The organism is Fervidobacterium nodosum Rt17-B1 (genome assembly GCF_000017545.1).
Classification (GTDB): Bacteria; Thermotogota; Thermotogae; order Thermotogales; family Fervidobacteriaceae; genus Fervidobacterium; species Fervidobacterium nodosum.
Map to the genome: position 1 here is coordinate 136586 of NC_009718.1, position 18044 is coordinate 154629.

Sequence of the window (18044 nt, forward strand, 5' to 3'; positions counted from 1 at the left end):
CCACTTAAAACTCCCTCAAATATTTTTCTTGTTCTGAAGTCAACTTATCAATATTAATTCCCATAGTCTCAAGTCTCATTTGCGCAACTTCTTTATCTAATTCCTCAGGATAATCGTAGACCTTTCTTTCTAGTTTATTATAATTCTTTGAGAGATAAATTAATGAAAGTGTTTGTAAGGCAAAAGATATATCCATTATTTCAACTGGGTGTCCATCAGCTGCTGCCAAATTTACAAGTCTGCCTTTACCTATGACAAATATATCTTTGTTATTTATTCTATAGCATGTAACATTTTGTCTTATTTCATATTTTTCGGAAGCCATTTTTTCAATCTCTTCCATAGGTATCTCAACGTTGAAATGTCCTGCGTTTGCTAATATTACACCATCTTTCAATTTGTTTATTATTTCTTTGTTTAAAACATCCTTAACACCTGTAGCTGTTATTATGAAATCAGCTTTTGGTGCAAGTTTCTCAATTTCTCCAACTTCAAAACCGTCCATCAAAGCTTCAACCGCTTTGATGGGGTCTACTTCACTGACCATTACCTTTGCGCCTAATCCATGGGCGCGCATAGCGATGCCTCTACCACACCAACCATATCCAGCTACGAGTACGTTTTTACCGGCTATCAACAGATTTGTGTTTCTCATTATCGAATCTAATGTTGATTGCCCAGTTCCATACCTATTGTCAAACATAAATTTCATTTTTGCGTTGTTGACAGCAATCACGGGAACTTGAAGAATTCCATTACTTTGGAGGTTTCTCAATCTTCTAACTCCAGTCGTTGTTTCTTCCGATACACCTTTCAGATTTTCTAAAACTTCTTTTCTCTCAGTGTGAGCAAGTACAGTTAAATCAGCGCCGTCGTCTAATATAAGATCAGGCTTGTAATCTAAAACCATGTGAAGGAATGAAAAGTATTCTTTTTCGCTTTCTGTCCTTTTTGCATGAACATAAACACCAAAATCTTTAAGCGCTTCAGCCACATCATCTTGAGTTGACAACGGGTTACAACCAGTGACAACAACTTCTGCACCGAGTTTTTTCAAAGTAATGGCAAGATATGCTGTTTTTGCTTCAAGATGTATTGACATGCCAATCTTTAAACCACTAAGATTGTACTCCGATGTGTTTTGTATTTTATTTAGTAATTTCATATGCTTTGAAACCCAATCTATCTTTTGGTGCCCTGTATTTTTCATAACTCGCCCTCCTAGATTTAATAAGTTTATAAAGTTATCTCCCGACTGCTATTGTAAGTTTTTTCTGGTATGTTGAATCACCTGATTTTGTTGTAACTATAAGTTCGTAAACACCTGGTTCTGAAAATACAAGTCTTTCAAGTTTTGTTACGAATACCTTCGAAAAAGGCATGAAGAAAAATCGCCTGTTCCCTACTTCAAAGTTATAACCTATTTTTGGAATACTGAAAGATATTTTGTCCATCTTTAAATATCTTGTTGTGTTTTGTTTGTTACTCATGAAAATATTTATCTTAGCTGCTTTACTAGCAACAACACTTTCCTCAGACTCTAAGCTGAAATCTATGTTTTTTGTGCTTATTTCAATTTCTTTTGTTATGGGAACAGAAATGCTTATTTCTTTTATGCTTCCGTCTGCTAAGAAAACTTTTGTGTTAAGTATGTTTTGAGAAAAACTTCCTATTTTATCAATATTAAATTCGAATTTGGATTGAATTATATGAGCTTCGCCTGGAAATATTTTTATACTATCATTGACTGTTTGAGTATATTCAAAGTCTGAGAATTTCCAAATAATTTTTTGTATTTCCAAATTTTCTTGTTTTGATTTTCTATTTATTATTACCAATGATGGTTTCATTTTTTCGCCGGTAAGATAGAATGGTTCTATCGAAATTTGGTACTCTGTTTCTTCTATATAAGAAAAGTTCCTTGATATCTCGGCTTGCCTTCCGTTGATTTTACATTGGACATAGATAGTATAAGTACCTGCGGAAAGATTGCTGATATCTATCTCTTTTTCCAAATCATATACAAGTTTTTTTGATAATCCTTCTACACTACTTTGTACAGCGGACGGATAAGAAAATTCATACAATGTTTTTTCATTAGAGTATAGCTTTATATAAAAATCGCTTATAATGAAATCTTTCGCAGTTCTCTTAGTATTTGTTATGTAAACCTTTGCGCTAACTCTGTCTGGAGCTTTATATTCAATTTTTGGTAATTCAACAGTTAACTGCAAACTTTCAACTATATTTGAATATGTTTGAGGTGAAACTCTCTGCACAAAAAAGACAAATGCAAAGATTGCTATGACAATCATTATATTTAAAAAAAGAAACTTAAAGCTTCTTTTTCTCAAGCTTCCATAAGTTTGTTTTATCTCTTTTTCTTTCTCTTCGCGGTATTTTTTTGGATCAAAGTTCAAGAATCACTCCTCCTCTTCACCAACAACAGACAGAATCTCTGCAATGGTTGTTTCACCAGAAAGTACTTTGTAGAGTCCGTCTTGGAACATGGAAATCATTCCATTTTTTCTTGCAGCTTTGTCCAACTCAAATGTTGAAGCTTCTTTTTGTATTAACCTTCTTATTTCATCGTTAACGATAAGAACTTCAGCAACCGCTGTACGACCTTTATAGCCTGTGTTATTACATTTATCACAACCTTGACCTACATATTGTATTGGCTTCATATCTGGGAATATCTTTTTTGCTTTTTCAGCGTATTCAGGTGGTAATTCAGTTTCAACTTTACAATAAGGACAGACTTTTCTAACGAGCCTTTGCCCCATGACGCCTATCAATGATGCTGAGATAAGAGAAGGTTCTATTCCCATATTTACAAGTCTATCAATTGCGCCTGCGGCAGTGTTTGTGTGCAGCGTTGAAAGCACAAGGTGACCTGTCAACGATGCTTCAACCGCTAATTGGGCTGTTTCCTTATCTCTTATTTCTCCTACCATGATTATATCTGGGTCTTGCCTTAGGAAAGCTCTAAGATACTTCGCGAATGTTAATCCTATTTCTGCATTTACCTGACATTGTGTGATACCATCAACTGTATATTCAACAGGATCTTCAGCAGTTACGATATTAACATCTTCGGAATTAAGAGAGTTTATAACAGCGACTAATGTTGTAGATTTACCACTACCTGTTGGACCTGTTACTAATATTATTCCGTAAGGATGTTCAATGAGTTTTTTAATTCTCTCATAGTTATATGGTGAATAACCCAAATCCTCTAATTTTTTCTTGGATGATGAAACTTTCAATATTCTCATAACAACTTTTTCCCCGTGGACTGAGGGCATTGTAGAAACACGAAGGTCAAATTGTTCTTCGTCTTTTTTTATAAAAAACTTACCGTCTTGTGGCAATCTTCGTTCAACAATATCCAATCCGGAAAGTATTTTAATTCTTGAAACAACTGCGGAATGCATGTTTCTTGGGTATTCCGTGATTCTTCTTAGAACTCCATCAACTCTGTACCTTACTACTACGTTTTTTCTTTGCGGCTCAATATGTATATCACTCGCATCAAGTTCTATAGCATGACTTACAATATTTGAAACAAGTTTAACAACTGGTGTGTCCTCTTCTGAAATTTTCTCGGTTTCTTCGGTTTTTTCTTCTTCCTGCTGTTGAACGATTGCATCGCCTATTTGTTCAGCAAAAACACTTGAACTCATACCATGAATAACTGTGTTGTACATGGACTCGAAAACACTTGGTGAAAATAAACAAAAATCTACGTCTTTATTCATTCTAAATTTGAGTCTTCGTTTTACATTTGGTATGTCATAAACATTTGATATGCCAACAAATAATTTGCCATCTCTTTCCGATATAGGAACTATTTTTAATTCTTGAATCAATTCTTTCGGGAATTTTTTAACAAATTCATTGTCGATTTTGACTTCACCAATGCAAGCTTCTATTCCGTATTGTTCAGCTAAAGCTCTAACTATATCATCCCATGTACAGTAACCCATCTGTACAAGTACTTCACCAAGTGGTTTTTTTAGTTGACTTTGTGTTTCTAAGGCTTTTTCAAGTTCAAAAGGGGTTATAATACCTTTTTCTATTAAAACATCACCAAGTTTTTTTGGCTTAACTTCCTTTTCCAATGTTACCACCCCTATTCACTTGTTTTTCCTTTATACTCAAGTCCAAATTTGTAAATTGCAGGTATATCTTCTTCAGATTTTGTAAACTTATCTTCAACGTCAAAGCGTGTAGCAATTACTGTGACACGCATTTCATCATCTGCAAGTTCGTCATCTATAACCATACCAAATTTCATATCTGCGTCTTCACTACAAGTTTGTTTGACAATCATAGCTGCTTCTTGCATTTCTTGTAAAGTTGCGTTACGAGGTGCCGATATGTTTAAGATTATGGAACGTGCGTTTTCAATTGGGTAATCAAGGAATTTACTATCTAGAGCTTTTCGAGCAGCATCATAAACGCGTTTTTCACCTTTACCTAATCCGATTCCCAACATTGCGTTTCCAGCATTTCTCATAACTGAATCAACATCGGCAAAGTCAAGATTAATGTACCCTCTCTTCATTATAAGATCAGAAATTCCGCGCACACCTTGATTAAGTATCTCGTCAGCTGTCGCAAACGCATCTACAATGGTTGTTGATGGTGACAGTTGTTCAAGCAATTTGTTATTGCTTATTTTAATAAGTGTGTCAACTTTTCCAGTTATTTTTTTGATTCCTTCAAGCGCAGCATTCCATCTTGGAGTGCCTTCAAAAAAGAATGGTAAAGTTACAATTGCCACGGTTAATATTCCCATTGTTTTTGCAATTTCAGCAATTACAGGTGCAGCACCTGTACCAGTTCCACCACCAAAGCCGGCAGTTATGAAAAGCATATCGGTACCGTGTAATATCTCCTCTAGTTTTTTCCTATCTTCTAATGCAGCTTCTTCTCCTATCTTTGGATTTCCTCCAGCACCTAAACCTTTTGTGAGTTTTTCACCTATTTGAACAACAACATCAGCTTTGTTAATTTCTAAAACCTGTGCATCTGTATTTACGGCGATTAGCGTAACTCCACGCAATCCCATCTCAGCCATTCTGTTTATAGCATTGCAACCTGCTCCACCTACACCTATCACTTTAAGAACAGGAACACCTGGTATTCTTTCGCTATTTGTTGGGTATTTTCCTTCCTTTTCTATCATGAATGGCATCATTCTTCCCTCCTCAGTGTAAGGTATTAACCGAATATTTTACCAAAGACATCTGAAATCTTTTTAAAGATACCTTTTCCCGATTGCTTGAATTTTTCACCTGTAATAGGGGCGTACAAATTCTGTTCTCTTTCATAAACAATTATATTTCCAAAAGCTGCTGTATAAACAGGAGAAGATATAACTGATTCATCTACTTCACATTTGAACTTTTCTGTATCGAACAAGCTACCTATTCTTACTGGACATCTGAATACATCGCTAGCAAGAGCTTCAATTCTTTGTAATGCTGCACCTCCACCGGTAAGGACAATTCCACCTGGGATACCCACGTTTGAAAATTCAGGATACTTCAAGGTGTAATCTTTATATAGCTTCTTGACTTTCATAAAAATCTCCCTGAGTCTTGCATAAATTATTCTTGAAAGATATTCTTTATCAGTTCTTTGTATACTTCTCCCATCCAAACCTTTGTATTCGATGGTTAGCGGTTCAACGTCCAGATACATTGCAACACCGTATGTTCTCAGTAATCTTTCGGCCTCTTGTAACGAGGTTTTAAGTACAATAGCTATGTCTTTTATCACGTTTTTCATTGAAATTTCTATTCTTTCCATCTCTAAAGGTGTATTCGCATGGTACATTGTTACAATAGTTGAATTGTAACCAAGGTCTACATGCAATATTCCTCTATCTTTTTCAACATTTGAAAGCACTGCTTCGGCGCTCGAAATTGGGGAAATATAATATTCAGCATCGCCGATTATGTCTTTTGTTGCGTATTCTACGACATTTCTATATCGTTCAGAACCCATTACCGTAGTATAAACAGCTGAAAGCTTTCTTGCTTTCATTCCTATTGGATTAACAACAATTTTCTTATCATCTAATACATACCTTTTTACAAAAAGATGCAAAGAATTTTTTTCATTTGCTGGGGAAATATCAGCGAAAAGGTTTTCTGTTAACTTTGATACGTGTTCTTCTGATATATATCCTTCTTCCTTTTCATTTAGTAGCAATTCTTCAGTAACCTCTGACAAAGTAAAGTCTCCACAACTTGATGAAATAAGAAAATCTCCTTTAAGCTCTTTTCCGATTTGTTCCTCGAGATCTTCAATAATTTGCAACATTGATTCATTAAGTGAAACAACGTCTTTAATTTCCCCGTTCTCTATGCCCCTTGTTTTTACATTGGAAAAAGCAACCACGTTTCCGTAACCTTCAGAATAGTCTACTACTATAGCTTTTATACTTTCATTTCCAATATCGATAGAAACAATCTCGTGACTTTTTGGCATACTGTCACCCCTTTATATTGAATTTTATATTGAATATAATTTCCCACTTTTGAATATAAAACGCTTTCCACTATCGAGATATTGACCTATAGTTTTCAAAATATTTATACAGTTTTCTATATCTTCAATGTTTGTGAGATATATTACGGACGAATTTACAGTTGAAATATATTTTTCTTTTAAGTTGATTTCAAAAACGATATCTGGAATATCTTTTGGTATTAAAGAAATTAAGCTGGCACTTACTGTGCCATTTTCTTCGTCTATATCAAGTCCTGTGACAAAAAATGATGAATTGAGGTCATCTTCAGGGAGAACATTGTAAATTTTTGCGTTTTTATCAACAAACCAAACTCTCTTTTTATAATATATTGAGAACCAATAAAAATTTTCACTCTTAGGAGTGAGTGTATGTTTTTGCGAAATAAATAACGCAAGCCAAAAAATAAAGAATATAATATATATAAATAATATCATGTTATATCTTTTCATTTATTGTCACCCGAGCAAATTAATTTCTATATTTTTTAAAACAAAGGTTATAATTTGAAAACCTAAATAATTTTGGTCAAATTACATAATAATTTTACCACAAAAACTTTAAATAGGTAAAGCAATTTTTTGGTTTTTATGTGATATAATAAAATTAATCAATGTCGATATTGGGAGGAATTAAAAATGAGATTTTCTGTTTTTTTTAAAATTTTAGTTTTTATAGTGTTAATATCGAACTCATTTGCATTTTCTGAGCAACTGGTTTATAAGTCAGGCGATTCCATTGATGGAAAACTCGTTGAACTATTTGAGAATTATATTGTTTTTGATACATCATTGGGACGAATATTTGCAATTATTGATCAAGTAAAGTTTGTTATTTTTAATTCTTCTATTCAACCTGAAGAAGGCTTTGCGTCATTATCAGGGAAGAAAATTAAAGGTTATGTAACTGACATCAAAGGCAATTATATAATCGTTACAACCAATTTTGGAAAGATGAAATTTGTAAGAACGAATGATATTGATTATCTATCATTTGAAAAAGTTGAATTTCAAAGTTTACCAGTTTTTGATGGACTTAATATCGATTTAAGTTTATCAAATATGTACACTGTATTTCTTTCTTCTGGAGACGTTTTCACTGGTCAAAAATTATCTTCAGATGATAAATATATTATCATTTCTGATAATCAGGGAAATGAAATCTACATTGAAAAAGTTTTTGTTGAGAATTTGTACATACCTATTAGCAATGCAAATGGATATGAATTGTTAATTCTAAAGAATGGAAGACGGTTGTATGGAAAGGTTACAAAAGTTGATGAAAATGATTTAGAAGTTTCAGGCGAATGGGGTAAATTGAAAGTTAAACTTTCTGAAGTTGTTTTTACAACTTATAAACCAGGCTATGAAAAACTTCAAACCTCATCAGAAGTTATCTATGACAAAGATGGAGTAGCTTCTATGGTAGTTAAAACTCCGTTAAAAGTTAACAATAAAGAAGTGAAAGTTATAAAAGTTTATCCACAAGAAATTGTTGATCCAAGAACAGGTGTAACTTTTGTATTTATACCAGGCGGTACTTTTAAAATGGGTGCAGATACTTCTTGGGGGAAAGTTGAAGAAGATGAATTGCCGGCAAGAAATGTTTATATTTCTGGGTTTTATATATCAAAATACCCAATTACAGTAAAGCAATATCTTGATTTTCTTAGAGCAGGTAAGAGTTCAAATGTTCTTTCTGGGAAAAATATTACTCCCGTGACGATAGATTTCCTTGGTTCTAAATTTACAGTAGGTTATACAGCAAACAAAAGCTCTTATGACTTTCCTATAACTAACATAAACTGGATCTCTGCAAAGGCTTATTGTGACTGGGCTGGTTACAAATTACCGACTGAAGCTCAGTGGGAAAAAGCTGCAAGAGGAACAGATGGAAGAATTTATCCATGGGGAAATGGTAAGGCTACGAAATTTAATGACGGGAAAAAAGAATACAGCGTTAAAGCGTTTGAAGATGTAGATGTTTCACCCTATGGAGTTGTAAATATGTTTGGGTATCCAATAGAATATTGTATGGATTATTATAGTAAGGATGCTTATAAAAATTTACCCAACGAAAATCCGATAAATACTTCAGGGACTTTAGTTGTTGGAAGAGTTGGAGCTATAGCAAATAGAATTACCGATAGAGTTCCAGTTAGTCCATCTGAGGCAAGGAGTGATTTTACATTTAGAGTTGTTGTTGAGGCAGATTCGATATTTTCTGTCATCAACAAACCAATGGATAACAAACTTATGGGAGTTACATGGTTTGTTGTAAATGATAAAGTGAAAAGTACATATGGAGTTAAAGCTGATGGCCTTTACGTTGCTTATGTTGAGGAAGGATCACCCGCTCAAATTGCAGGTTTGAAAGTTGGCGATGTGATAACTTCTATTGACCAAAAGTCGATTAAAAATCCAGATGATGTTACGAAAATAGTTGCAAATAAGAAGATAAACGACGAGATAACTGTAACTGTTAATAGAGCTGGGCAAATGGTAAATATTAAATTAAAACTCGGTGTTTGGAAGTTCTAATGTTGAATTTCCTTAACCTTTATCTTTGAATTTCGCCAAAAAGTATTCTTCAAATTTGTTTACTTTATAACCGTCTATATCACAGAAAATGATTTTTTGTAATGTGCCTTCATAGTCTTTTAAGTAATTAATTAAGACTTTTGTAACGTTTTCTATAAATCTTTCTAGTGGATAACCGAATATTCCTGTTCCGACGAATGGTATTGCAATCGTTTTAATGCCAAGTTCGTCGGACTTTTTTATTATATTTATAAAGCATTTAACTATAATATCATCGTTTTGCGGTTTATCACCGATAGGCCCAACGGTGTGTAAAACATATTTTGCAGATAAGTTTCCAGCCCCAGTTACAGCTACTCCGCCAGGCTCAACAGGACCATACTTTTTCACGTATTCATCACTTTCTTTTTGGATCGTTGGACCACCTTTCCGAGATATTACACCAGCAACTCCTCCACCGTGACTAAGATATGAGTTAGCTGCGTTAACTATTGCATCAATGTTTTGGGTTGTGATATCCCCAACTACAAATTCAATTTCCACAGGTTTTTTACCAATTTTTATCACATTTTCACCTCCAAACAATGTTTGTGCAGATATTAAATGTCATTGAATCTTTCTGGCCAAAGTTTTCGATATATTTCAGCAATTTTAGATTCTTTTGCTATATTTTTTGGATAATAAAACCTCTCTTTTATTTCTTTTGGTAAATAACTTTGTTTTACGAATCCTCCATACGAATGTGGATATTTGTATCCACTACCTTCGATATTTAATAGATGCTTTGGAACATTCAAATTCATCGTTTTTTGAGCAATTTGTTGGGCTTTGTTTATCGCTTCATAGCTTGAGTTGCTTTTCGGAGCAAGCGAAAGGTATATAACACATTCAGAAAGGTTTAAAATGCATTCTGGTAATCCTACGCTTTCTACCGCCTGCATAGTAGCAGTTGCCAAAACTAACGCAAATGGATCGGCGAGCCCAATATCTTCACTTGCAAGGATAACAAGCCTTCTTGCAATGAACCTTGGGTCTTCCCCACCATTTATCATTCTTGCCATGTAATAAAGCGCAGCATCTGGATCACTACCTCTTATACTTTTTATAAACGCCGAAGCCAGATTGTAATGTTCGGTATCTGTGTATTTTGTTAGCTCATCCGCAGTGTACATTTTAAATATCTCTTCGTCTATTAAATTTTTACCAATTGTTTTTGCAATGTTTGATAGTATTTCGTAAGTATTTATTAAAAACCTTGCATCGCCGTTTGATGACCTTATTATCATATCTTTAACATTCTCAGTTACTTCCATTCCAACGTAAGATATCGCTTTTTCCAAAATTATTCGAAGATCTTTTTCGGAAAGTTTTTTAAATCTTAATACTCTACACCTTGAAAGAAGAGCTGGGTTAAGTACGTGTTGTGGGCTTTCTGTGGTTGTGCCATAGAGCGTGTATATACCCGTTTCCACTCCTGGTAAGAATACATCTTGCTGCTTTTTGTTAAATCGGTGAATTTCGTCTATAAACAATAGGATATTCTTAATCCCTTTCATATTGTACGCGTATTTTTCCCATTTTTTGATGTCTTCTACGGAGGTAAACGCAGCATTTAATTGGACAATTTCGTAATCTGTGTACTTCTTAATAAGGTTCAAAACAGATGTCTTGCCTGTGCCTGGAGGACCGGCAAGGATAGCGGAGAAAAGATTATTTGTCTCAATGGAAATACGCAAAAGAGCACCTTCACCGAGAAGGTGCTCTTGACCGATAAAATTTTCAAAAGAATCAGGCCTGAGTATTTCGCTTAAACCATTCGACAGTTTTCCTCAACCCCTCTTCGAGAGAATGCTTAGGTTCCCATTTTAATTCTATCCAAGCCCTATTGTAGCACAGCAAACTTTTTCTAATATCCCCTTTCCTATGTGGACCATATACTGGATCTTTTTTATAACCGGTCAATTTCTTTAACAATTTGAATAGCTCATTTGTCGTTGTCCCTGTTGCTGTACCGATGTTTATAACGAGCCCATCACCTTTTTCCATAGCTTTTATATTCGCATCTACAACATCTTCAACGTAAACGTAATCTCTTGTGTATTCGCCGTCACCGAAAATTGTGCAGTCTTCATTTTTAAGCATCCTTGACGTGAATATGGCAACAACACCAGCCTTACCGTATGGATCTTGGCGAGGACCGTAGACATTACCGTATCTGAGAACTGTATATTTAAGACCAAATTCTTTGCTAAAGAATCTTAAATAATTTTCAACTGAAAATTTTGCTATTCCATACGGTGACATTGGTTGTGGAAATACACTTTCTGGCGTAGGAAATACCTTTACATCTTCTCCGTAAATTGCTCCACCGGTTGAAGAGAAAATAAACTTATTTACACCATTTTCTATAGATGCTTTTATTAGATTTATACTTCCTATTATGTTCCAGTTAGCATCTTTTACTGGATCTTTGACAGAAATAGCTACACTTGCTTGAGCCGCCAAATGAAAAACGTATTCAAATTTTTCGTTCGCAAATAACTCATTAACTTTTTGACCATCGTAAATATCCATTTCTACGAACTTTGCTTTAGGATTAACATTTTCTCTTTTTCCTGTTGAAAGGTTGTCGATAACAACAACATCGTGACCTAATTCAACAAGTTTGTCAGTTAGATGCGAACCAATAAAACCAGCTCCACCTGTTACTAAAACTTTACTCATCAACTTCATCCTCCTTTATTTTTTCTTTGAGCTTATATACTTCCTCAGGTATTTCCATATTCATTCTTTGTTCTTTTATGAATTTCTCAAGCTCTTCTGCTTTTTCTTTTGTAAAATCAATTAAAATTGAATAAAACTTTCTCAATTTTCTTCTTGTATCCGCGTCTAAGTCGTATACCATAAGGCTTGCTATTTGCTCTGCTTTTTTTTCTGGTATTCCAACAACATATATGAAGAAATATTTTATTCTGGATTCACCAGATTTTAGCATTTGAGCAATTTTTAAACCTCTTAGAGTTAATTTGACAAAACCATACCTTTTATGTTCGACAACACCAAGTTCTGCAAGCTTTTTAACAGCGTTAGTTGCGCTTGCGTAGGATACGCCTTTCACTTTTGCTATGTCAGAAATCCTTGCCACACCTTCTTTTTCTATAAGAGAGTAAATTGCTGAGATGTAACTCATAACTGTTGGTGTAAGCTTTGTTTCATGCTTAAAATCGTTTTTCACGTAATTTCCTCCTTACTTATTAATTATCTATTAATTTTACCAGTAATTTCTTCCATAAACTGATCGTAATATCTTCTAACTTCTTTTATATCTTGCCAAGTTAAATCTTTTGGGCTTCCTTTTTCTTTAGACGGGTTTCTTAAAAGATAGCTTGGGTGGAACATGGGAAAAATTATGATATCACCTTTCCAAGTGAATTTTTTCCCACGAATTTTTGTTATTGGTTCTTCTTTTCCTAAGAAAAACGTTGCAGCTGTACTACCAAGCGGTATTATCATACGTGGGTTAATTATCTCTATTTGAGCTGTCAAATAATGAGAACATGATTGAATTTCTAGGTTTGTCGGGACACGATTATTTGGTGGTCTACATTTAACAACGTTGGTAATATACACATCCTCACGTTTTATATTAACTGATTCTATAATCTTTGTAAGAAGTTGTCCGGCTTTACCAACAAATGGTCTGCCTTGATTGTCTTCTTCTTCGCCAGGCCCTTCACCAACAAACATTATAGGTGAATATATATTTCCTTCACCAGGAACTGTATTTTTTCTAAGTAAATGCAAATGGCAGCTTTGACAATTTTTTATTCTTTCTTCAATTATCGCCATCATTTCTTCCTTTTTCATCGAATCACCTAGCCTTCAAAAAACGGATTTAATAATGTTTAGAACTGATTAATGATATTTATGATGAGGCTAACATTGTTTTCTATTACCATTTTACCACATTATTATAACATAAATCAATCATGAAATGCAAGTTTTTTCAAAAAGTACATATTCTTAAAGATTATCAAAAAAAGCCTGCTCGATAAAAGAGCAGGCTAAGAGTTTTATTTGGTTAATTTTTTTAGATTGAGTATTCTCATTTAATTTATGCATCGACTAACGCACCAAGGAACTGACTTCTGTACATATCTGCGTAAAATCCTCCTTTTTCAAGCAATTCCTCATGTTTGCCCATTTCTATAATTTTACCTTCGTTCATGACAAGAATTATATCTGCATTTCTGATAGTTGAAAGTCTATGTGCGACAACAAAGGCTGTTCTTCCTTTTAGTAAATCGTTCATTGCTTTTTGGATATATACTTCCGTAAGTGTGTCAACGTTGCTTGTGGCTTCGTCAAGTATTAGGATACTTGGATCGGCTAAAAACGCTCTTGCAATTGTTATGAGTTGTTTTTCACCTTGCGAGATATTTGTTGAGTCTTCGCCTATGGTTGTGTTGTACCCGTCTGGTAATGCCATTATGAAATGATGCACATGAGCCATCTTTGCTGCTTTTATTATTTCTTCTTCTGTCGCATTTGTTTTACCATAAGCGATATTGTCTTTTATTGTACCAGAGAATAACCAAGTGTCTTGCAAAACCATTCCAAAGTGTTTTCTGAGGTTGTATCTTTTAATATCGCGTATATCTATTCCATCTACTCTTATACTTCCACCTTGAATCTCGTAAAATCTCATGAGCAAGTTTACAAGTGTTGTCTTTCCTGCGCCTGTCGGACCAACTATAGCGACCATCTGACCGCTCTTAATATCGATGTTTAAATTCTCGATCAGCGGTTTTTCAGGATAATAGCTAAATTTCACACTTTCAAACTTCACGTTTCCGTCAACTTTATCCAGTTCTACAGCTGTTTCTTTATCTGGAACTTCTTCATTTTCTTCTAATATTTCAAAGACTCTTTCCGAAGCTGCCAAGGTTGATTGGATCATATTTACTATGTTTGAGATTTGGATTATCGGTTGGTTGAATTGTCTTGAGTACTGTATAAATGCCTGAACATCACCAATTGTAATGGCTTTCTTAGTTACCAATACACCACCGCCAACTGCAACGATTATATAGCCAAGGTTACCGATAAAATTCATCATTGGCATTATTATACCTGTTAAAAATTGTGCTTTTTTACTTTCCTTGTATAATTCGGTATTTACATATGTGAATTTCTCAAGCTCATCTTTTTCTCTTCCATAAGCTTTTACAACTATGTGTCCTCCATAAACTTCTTCAACTTGTCCTGTGAGTTTTCCCAGTAATTTTTGTTGCGCTGCAAAGTACTTTTGTGAATATTTTGCTATAACTATCGTTGCTATAGCACTTAATGGCAATGTTATTAACGTTAAAAGTGTGAGTTTGACATTTATAGTTAGCATCATATATGTTATACCCACAATTGTTACTATACCAGAGATAAATTGTGTTAAACTCTGCTGCAACGTGTTACTTATCAAATCAATATCATTGGTGATCCTACTGATGATATCACCGTGTGACCTGTGGTCGTAAAAACTTAGGGGGAGTCTTTTCAATTTATCATTTATATCTTCCCTCATTTTCTTTACTATTTTTTGTGTAATACCTGCCATCATGTAACCTTGGGAAAAGTTTAACAACGCAGATATTCCGTAAAGTAGAGCAACGTTCAAAAGAATTCTAAATATCTTATCGAAGTCCATAGATGTGTTAAGGAATCCGGAGAATGGTGTTTTTCTTAACATAATGACTCGGAATATTTCTGTTGTTGCTTCTCCTAAAATTTTCGGTGCTTTTATTGTGAGAACTGTTGCAATTATTGTTATTACAAATACAGCTATAATCGCATATTGGTGAGGTCTTAGGTAAGTCATAAGCTTTTTCAGGGCTTTTTTGAAATCTTTTGGTTTTTCGCCACCTCTTGCAAATGCTGGTCCTCCAGCTCCAGGTCCCATTGGTCTTGGTGGTCTTTGTTTTTGTGTTTGTTCTCTTTTTTCCATATTCTATCACCTCACTGGATTTCTTCTTTGGAAAGTTGCGAGTAAACTATGTCTTGATAAACTTCACTTGTTTTCATTAATTCTTCGTGAGTTCCGATTCCAGCAATTTCTCCATCTTTCAAAACAATTATTTGGTCTGCATGCATTATAGTTGCAACACGTTGAGCAACAATGATAACTGTTGCATCTTTTGTTTCTTTAAAGAGCCTTGTTCGAACCTTTGCGTCTGTTTTAAAATCAAGGGCGCTAAACGTGTCATCGAAAAGGTATATCCTAGGTTTACCTGCAATTGCACGCGCTATCGAAATTCTCTGTTTCTGACCACCTGATAGGTTTAGACCTGCTTGATCAATTTGGTAATCTAGACCTTCTGGATACTTTGAGGCAAACTCCAGAACTTGCGATATATCGGCAGCATTTTCAACCATGTCATTAGTTATCCATTCTCTACCAAATCTTATATTCTCCCTTATCGTCCCTGAAAATATAAAGGCTTTTTGTGTCGCGTAACCTATATTTTTTCTCATAATCTCAAATGGGATTTCTCTAATATCAATATCGTCTATCTTAACACTACCTGAAGTAACATCGTAAAACCTTGTTATTAAATTTAATAAAGTGGATTTTCCCGAACCGGTTGAACCGATTATAGCGGTAATTTTTCCGGGCAAGGCTTTAAACGAAATGTTTTTCAAAACCGGTTCCGCTGCACCGGGGTATTTAAATGTAACATTATCGAATTCTACGATACCTTTGAAGTTATTGTTTATATCTTCAAACCAAGTTGGAGATGATTTTACTTTAATTGCATTCTCTGATTCCTTGATTTTTGTTTCAGTCGTAAGTACTTCTTTAATTCTCTGATTTGAAACACTTGCCCTTGGTAAAAAGATAAAAATAACCGAAATCATTATAAAAGAGAACATAATCTGCATAACATATTGCATAACAGCCATCATCTGACCAACTTGTAATGTACCAGCGTCGATTTGTTTAGCACCAAACCATATGATGGCAATTGTTGTAAAGTTCATAACTATCATCATGTATGGAAATAGTACGGAAGAGATCCTATTTACGATTAAAGCTGTTCGCGTCAGATCGTTGTTAGCTTCGCTAAACCTTCCTTTTTCGTAATCTTCTTTATTGAATGCCCTTATAACCCTTATGCCTGTAACGCGTTCTCTAACAACTAAATTGAGTTTATCTATCTTTTTTTGCATACTCTTGAACAATGGCGCAACTATCCAAGCTATGATTCCAAGTCCTAAAAGCATTACGGGAACTGAAACAAGCAAAATACTTGTGAGCTTAGCGTCTTTTTGGATAGCCATGAATATTCCGCCAACCGCCATTACAGGTGCCATAACAACCATACGCAAAATCATAATTGTGGCTTGTTGAATCTGTGTAACGTCGTTTGTTGTCCTGGTAATCAAAGATGATGTACTGAATTTATTCATATCCTCCAAGGAGAAAGATGTTACTTTCTTGAAGATTGCTTCTCTCAAATCCTTTCCAAGTCCCATACTAACTATGGAAGACGAATAACTGGCAAGTACCGCTGCAATAACACTTATAAACGAGACAAGTAACATCTTGCCGCCAACACGCCAGATATAATCAGTATCACCTTTTGTTATACCTTTATCAACTATATCAGACATCAAATCAGGCAAATATAAAGAAATTATTGCTTGAATAGCTACTAATAAAATTGTTAAGGTTATTAGAAACCAATACTTTTTGAGATACTTGCTCAGCATTTGACTTCACGCTCCTTTAGTGGGAATTCTTCATCTAACTTTTTGTTTATTTTTTCAATTACTTTCAAGAACATTTCTTGCTCACTTTCTTGAAGTGTTGAAAGTATTTTACTTTCCAAATTAGCTAAGACATCTTTTATATAAAAAAGCGCGTCTTTTGCCTTTTGAGTTAAGTGAACTCTTAAAACCCTTCTATCTCTTTCGTCTGTTGTTCTTAATATCAGACCACTTTTTTCCATACGCTTGAGCATAACCGCAACGGTTCCCGGTTCGATGTTTAGTGCGTCTGCTATCTCTTTTTGGCTTATGCCTGGTTTTTTTTCGATTATAAACAGCATCGGGACTTGACCGGGGTGTATACCGAATTCTTTTGAGACTTGTTCATGGATAATTTTGAAAATTCTCTTTTGCAAAGTACTTACATGATAAACAATACCTTTTTTATTATCTGTAAACAACTTATCACTCCTCTCTGCACATTATTTCTGATGTTTTGTAAATAGTTATACGTATAATAGTTATATGCATAATTATAATACGTATAACTATTTTGTCAATACAAAAAATAAAAAAACAAACCGAATTTTTGTTAGAACAATCTTTGATGATACATGCATAGAAAATGTTAAACTTTGTGGTATAATATTTTTGCAAAGTAATATGTAAATGAGGTTTAAGTCATGAAAAAATTATTTTTGAATACTACGTTTTGGCTTATCGTGGTAAGTTTAATTGCAATGTTTCTTTTATCTATATCCCTTTTTAACCTGAAAAGGGCATTTTTTGTTGTTAGTGATTTGAAGATTAATTTTGAAATCACGGAAACTCAAATAAAAGGAATAAATCTTATTATAAATGCTAATTTGAAAATCAATGCTCCAAGCCAAAATAAAAAAATTGCTATTGAGAAAGAAATTGAACTTGTACAATTAAAAGTTTACGATAGTGCATGGAATATTATAGGCTTGTGGAATGGTGAACCAGCAAAGATAGATGAAGATCTTTATAGCTTAAGCATTGTTTTCTCATCCGTTGAAATTTTCAATAAAAATTTAAAAAATATGAACACTGAAAGTTTTAAAATACAAGGCTTTGCAAAGGTAAGGATTAATTTGGGACGAGAAGGTTTAAGAATTAATGTACCGTTGGAAGCAGAGGTGTTAAATCTTGGAAAAAATAAATGAATACGGTAG

General features: G+C 34.1%; 16 protein-coding genes. 2 read left to right on the plus strand and 14 right to left on the minus strand.

Annotated elements, in window-relative coordinates; genetic code table 11:
- Window positions 1-4: 4 nt before the first annotated feature.
- The 6 genes from FNOD_RS00720 to FNOD_RS00745 are packed head-to-tail and all read right to left on the minus strand — an operon-like array spanning window position 5 to window position 6996.
- Entirely contained in the window at window positions 5-1210 is a 1206-nt protein-coding gene (locus FNOD_RS00720) for an adenosylhomocysteinase (RefSeq protein WP_011993326.1), read from the minus strand.
- A 34-nt stretch (window positions 1211-1244) separates the two neighbouring features.
- On the minus strand, window positions 1245-2420 hold the full coding sequence (locus tag FNOD_RS00725; RefSeq protein ID WP_011993327.1) for a hypothetical protein: 1176 nt from the start codon (window positions 2418-2420) through the stop codon (window positions 1245-1247).
- A gap of 3 nt (window positions 2421-2423) precedes the next feature.
- Window positions 2424-4133 (minus strand): GspE/PulE family protein, encoded by a 1710-nt coding sequence (locus FNOD_RS00730; RefSeq protein WP_011993328.1) that lies wholly within the window; start codon window positions 4131-4133, stop codon window positions 2424-2426.
- A 2-nt stretch (window positions 4134-4135) separates the two neighbouring features.
- A complete protein-coding gene (ftsZ, locus tag FNOD_RS00735) occupies window positions 4136-5194 on the minus strand; it encodes a cell division protein FtsZ (RefSeq protein WP_420794729.1) in 1059 nt (352 codons plus the stop codon).
- A 35-nt stretch (window positions 5195-5229) separates the two neighbouring features.
- Window positions 5230-6504, minus strand: a complete 1275-nt coding sequence (ftsA, locus tag FNOD_RS00740; protein WP_011993330.1) for a cell division protein FtsA — start codon at window positions 6502-6504, stop codon at window positions 5230-5232.
- A gap of 24 nt (window positions 6505-6528) precedes the next feature.
- Window positions 6529-6996: a DUF4894 domain-containing protein gene (locus FNOD_RS00745; protein ID WP_011993331.1), complete on the minus strand. Its 468-nt coding sequence runs from the start codon at window positions 6994-6996 to the stop codon at window positions 6529-6531.
- A 186-nt stretch (window positions 6997-7182) separates the two neighbouring features.
- Here FNOD_RS00745 and FNOD_RS00750 point away from each other — a divergent pair, with 186 nt between their 5' ends.
- Window positions 7183-9084, plus strand: a complete 1902-nt coding sequence (locus FNOD_RS00750; protein WP_011993332.1) for an SUMF1/EgtB/PvdO family nonheme iron enzyme — start codon at window positions 7183-7185, stop codon at window positions 9082-9084.
- Window positions 9085-9096: 12 nt separating this feature from the next.
- Here the strand turns inward: FNOD_RS00750 and FNOD_RS00755 are convergent, their stop codons facing one another.
- From FNOD_RS00755 to FNOD_RS09335, 8 genes are all read right to left on the minus strand, one after another.
- Window positions 9097-9651: a macro domain-containing protein gene (locus FNOD_RS00755; protein WP_011993333.1), complete on the minus strand. Its 555-nt coding sequence runs from the start codon at window positions 9649-9651 to the stop codon at window positions 9097-9099.
- Window positions 9652-9683: 32 nt separating this feature from the next.
- Entirely contained in the window at window positions 9684-10907 is a 1224-nt protein-coding gene (locus FNOD_RS00760) for a replication-associated recombination protein A (protein ID WP_041256748.1), read from the minus strand.
- On the minus strand, window positions 10873-11808 hold the full coding sequence (locus tag FNOD_RS00765; protein WP_011993335.1) for an SDR family oxidoreductase: 936 nt from the start codon (window positions 11806-11808) through the stop codon (window positions 10873-10875). The genes FNOD_RS00760 and FNOD_RS00765 overlap by 35 nt, the downstream gene beginning before the upstream one ends.
- Window positions 11801-12319: a metal-dependent transcriptional regulator gene (locus tag FNOD_RS00770; RefSeq protein WP_011993336.1), complete on the minus strand. Its 519-nt coding sequence runs from the start codon at window positions 12317-12319 to the stop codon at window positions 11801-11803. The genes FNOD_RS00765 and FNOD_RS00770 overlap by 8 nt, the downstream gene beginning before the upstream one ends.
- A 23-nt stretch (window positions 12320-12342) precedes the next feature.
- Entirely contained in the window at window positions 12343-12951 is a 609-nt protein-coding gene (locus FNOD_RS00775) for a uracil-DNA glycosylase (protein WP_011993337.1), read from the minus strand.
- Between the two features lie 247 nt (window positions 12952-13198).
- Complete coding sequence (locus tag FNOD_RS00780) at window positions 13199-15085, minus strand: ABC transporter ATP-binding protein (RefSeq protein ID WP_011993338.1); 1887 nt, start codon at window positions 15083-15085, stop codon at window positions 13199-13201.
- A gap of 11 nt (window positions 15086-15096) precedes the next feature.
- The gene (locus FNOD_RS00785; protein ID WP_011993339.1) at window positions 15097-16851 is read right to left on the minus strand and encodes an ABC transporter ATP-binding protein; all 1755 of its coding nucleotides are present in this window, start codon (window positions 16849-16851) and stop codon (window positions 15097-15099) included.
- On the minus strand, window positions 16845-17309 hold the full coding sequence (locus FNOD_RS09335; protein WP_011993340.1) for a MarR family winged helix-turn-helix transcriptional regulator: 465 nt from the start codon (window positions 17307-17309) through the stop codon (window positions 16845-16847). Before FNOD_RS09335 ends, FNOD_RS00785 begins: the two co-directional genes overlap by 7 nt.
- Window positions 17310-17531: 222 nt before the next feature.
- Here FNOD_RS09335 and FNOD_RS00795 point away from each other — a divergent pair, with 222 nt between their 5' ends.
- Complete coding sequence (locus tag FNOD_RS00795; protein ID WP_011993341.1) at window positions 17532-18035, plus strand: hypothetical protein; 504 nt, start codon at window positions 17532-17534, stop codon at window positions 18033-18035.
- Window positions 18036-18044 lie beyond the last annotated feature (9 nt).

Excerpts from the sequence above, each read along its gene's own strand:
- ftsZ (WP_420794729.1), bottom strand. The coding sequence starts at position 5,194 with ATGATAGAAAAGGAAGGAAAATACCCAACAAATAGCGAAAGAATACCA.
- FNOD_RS00780 (WP_011993338.1), bottom strand. The coding sequence starts at position 15,085 with ATGGAAAAAAGAGAACAAACACAAAAACAAAGACCACCAAGACCAATG.
- FNOD_RS00795 (WP_011993341.1), top strand. The coding sequence starts at position 17,532 with ATGAAAAAATTATTTTTGAATACTACGTTTTGGCTTATCGTGGTAAGT.
- ftsA (WP_011993330.1), bottom strand. The coding sequence starts at position 6,504 with ATGCCAAAAAGTCACGAGATTGTTTCTATCGATATTGGAAATGAAAGT.
- FNOD_RS00750 (WP_011993332.1), top strand. The coding sequence starts at position 7,183 with ATGAGATTTTCTGTTTTTTTTAAAATTTTAGTTTTTATAGTGTTAATA.
- FNOD_RS00745 (WP_011993331.1), bottom strand. The coding sequence starts at position 6,996 with ATGAAAAGATATAACATGATATTATTTATATATATTATATTCTTTATT.
- FNOD_RS00720 (WP_011993326.1), bottom strand. The coding sequence starts at position 1,210 with ATGAAAAATACAGGGCACCAAAAGATAGATTGGGTTTCAAAGCATATG.
- FNOD_RS00765 (WP_011993335.1), bottom strand. The coding sequence starts at position 11,808 with ATGAGTAAAGTTTTAGTAACAGGTGGAGCTGGTTTTATTGGTTCGCAT.
- FNOD_RS00775 (WP_011993337.1), bottom strand. The coding sequence starts at position 12,951 with ATGAAAAAGGAAGAAATGATGGCGATAATTGAAGAAAGAATAAAAAAT.
- FNOD_RS00785 (WP_011993339.1), bottom strand. The coding sequence starts at position 16,851 with ATGCTGAGCAAGTATCTCAAAAAGTATTGGTTTCTAATAACCTTAACA.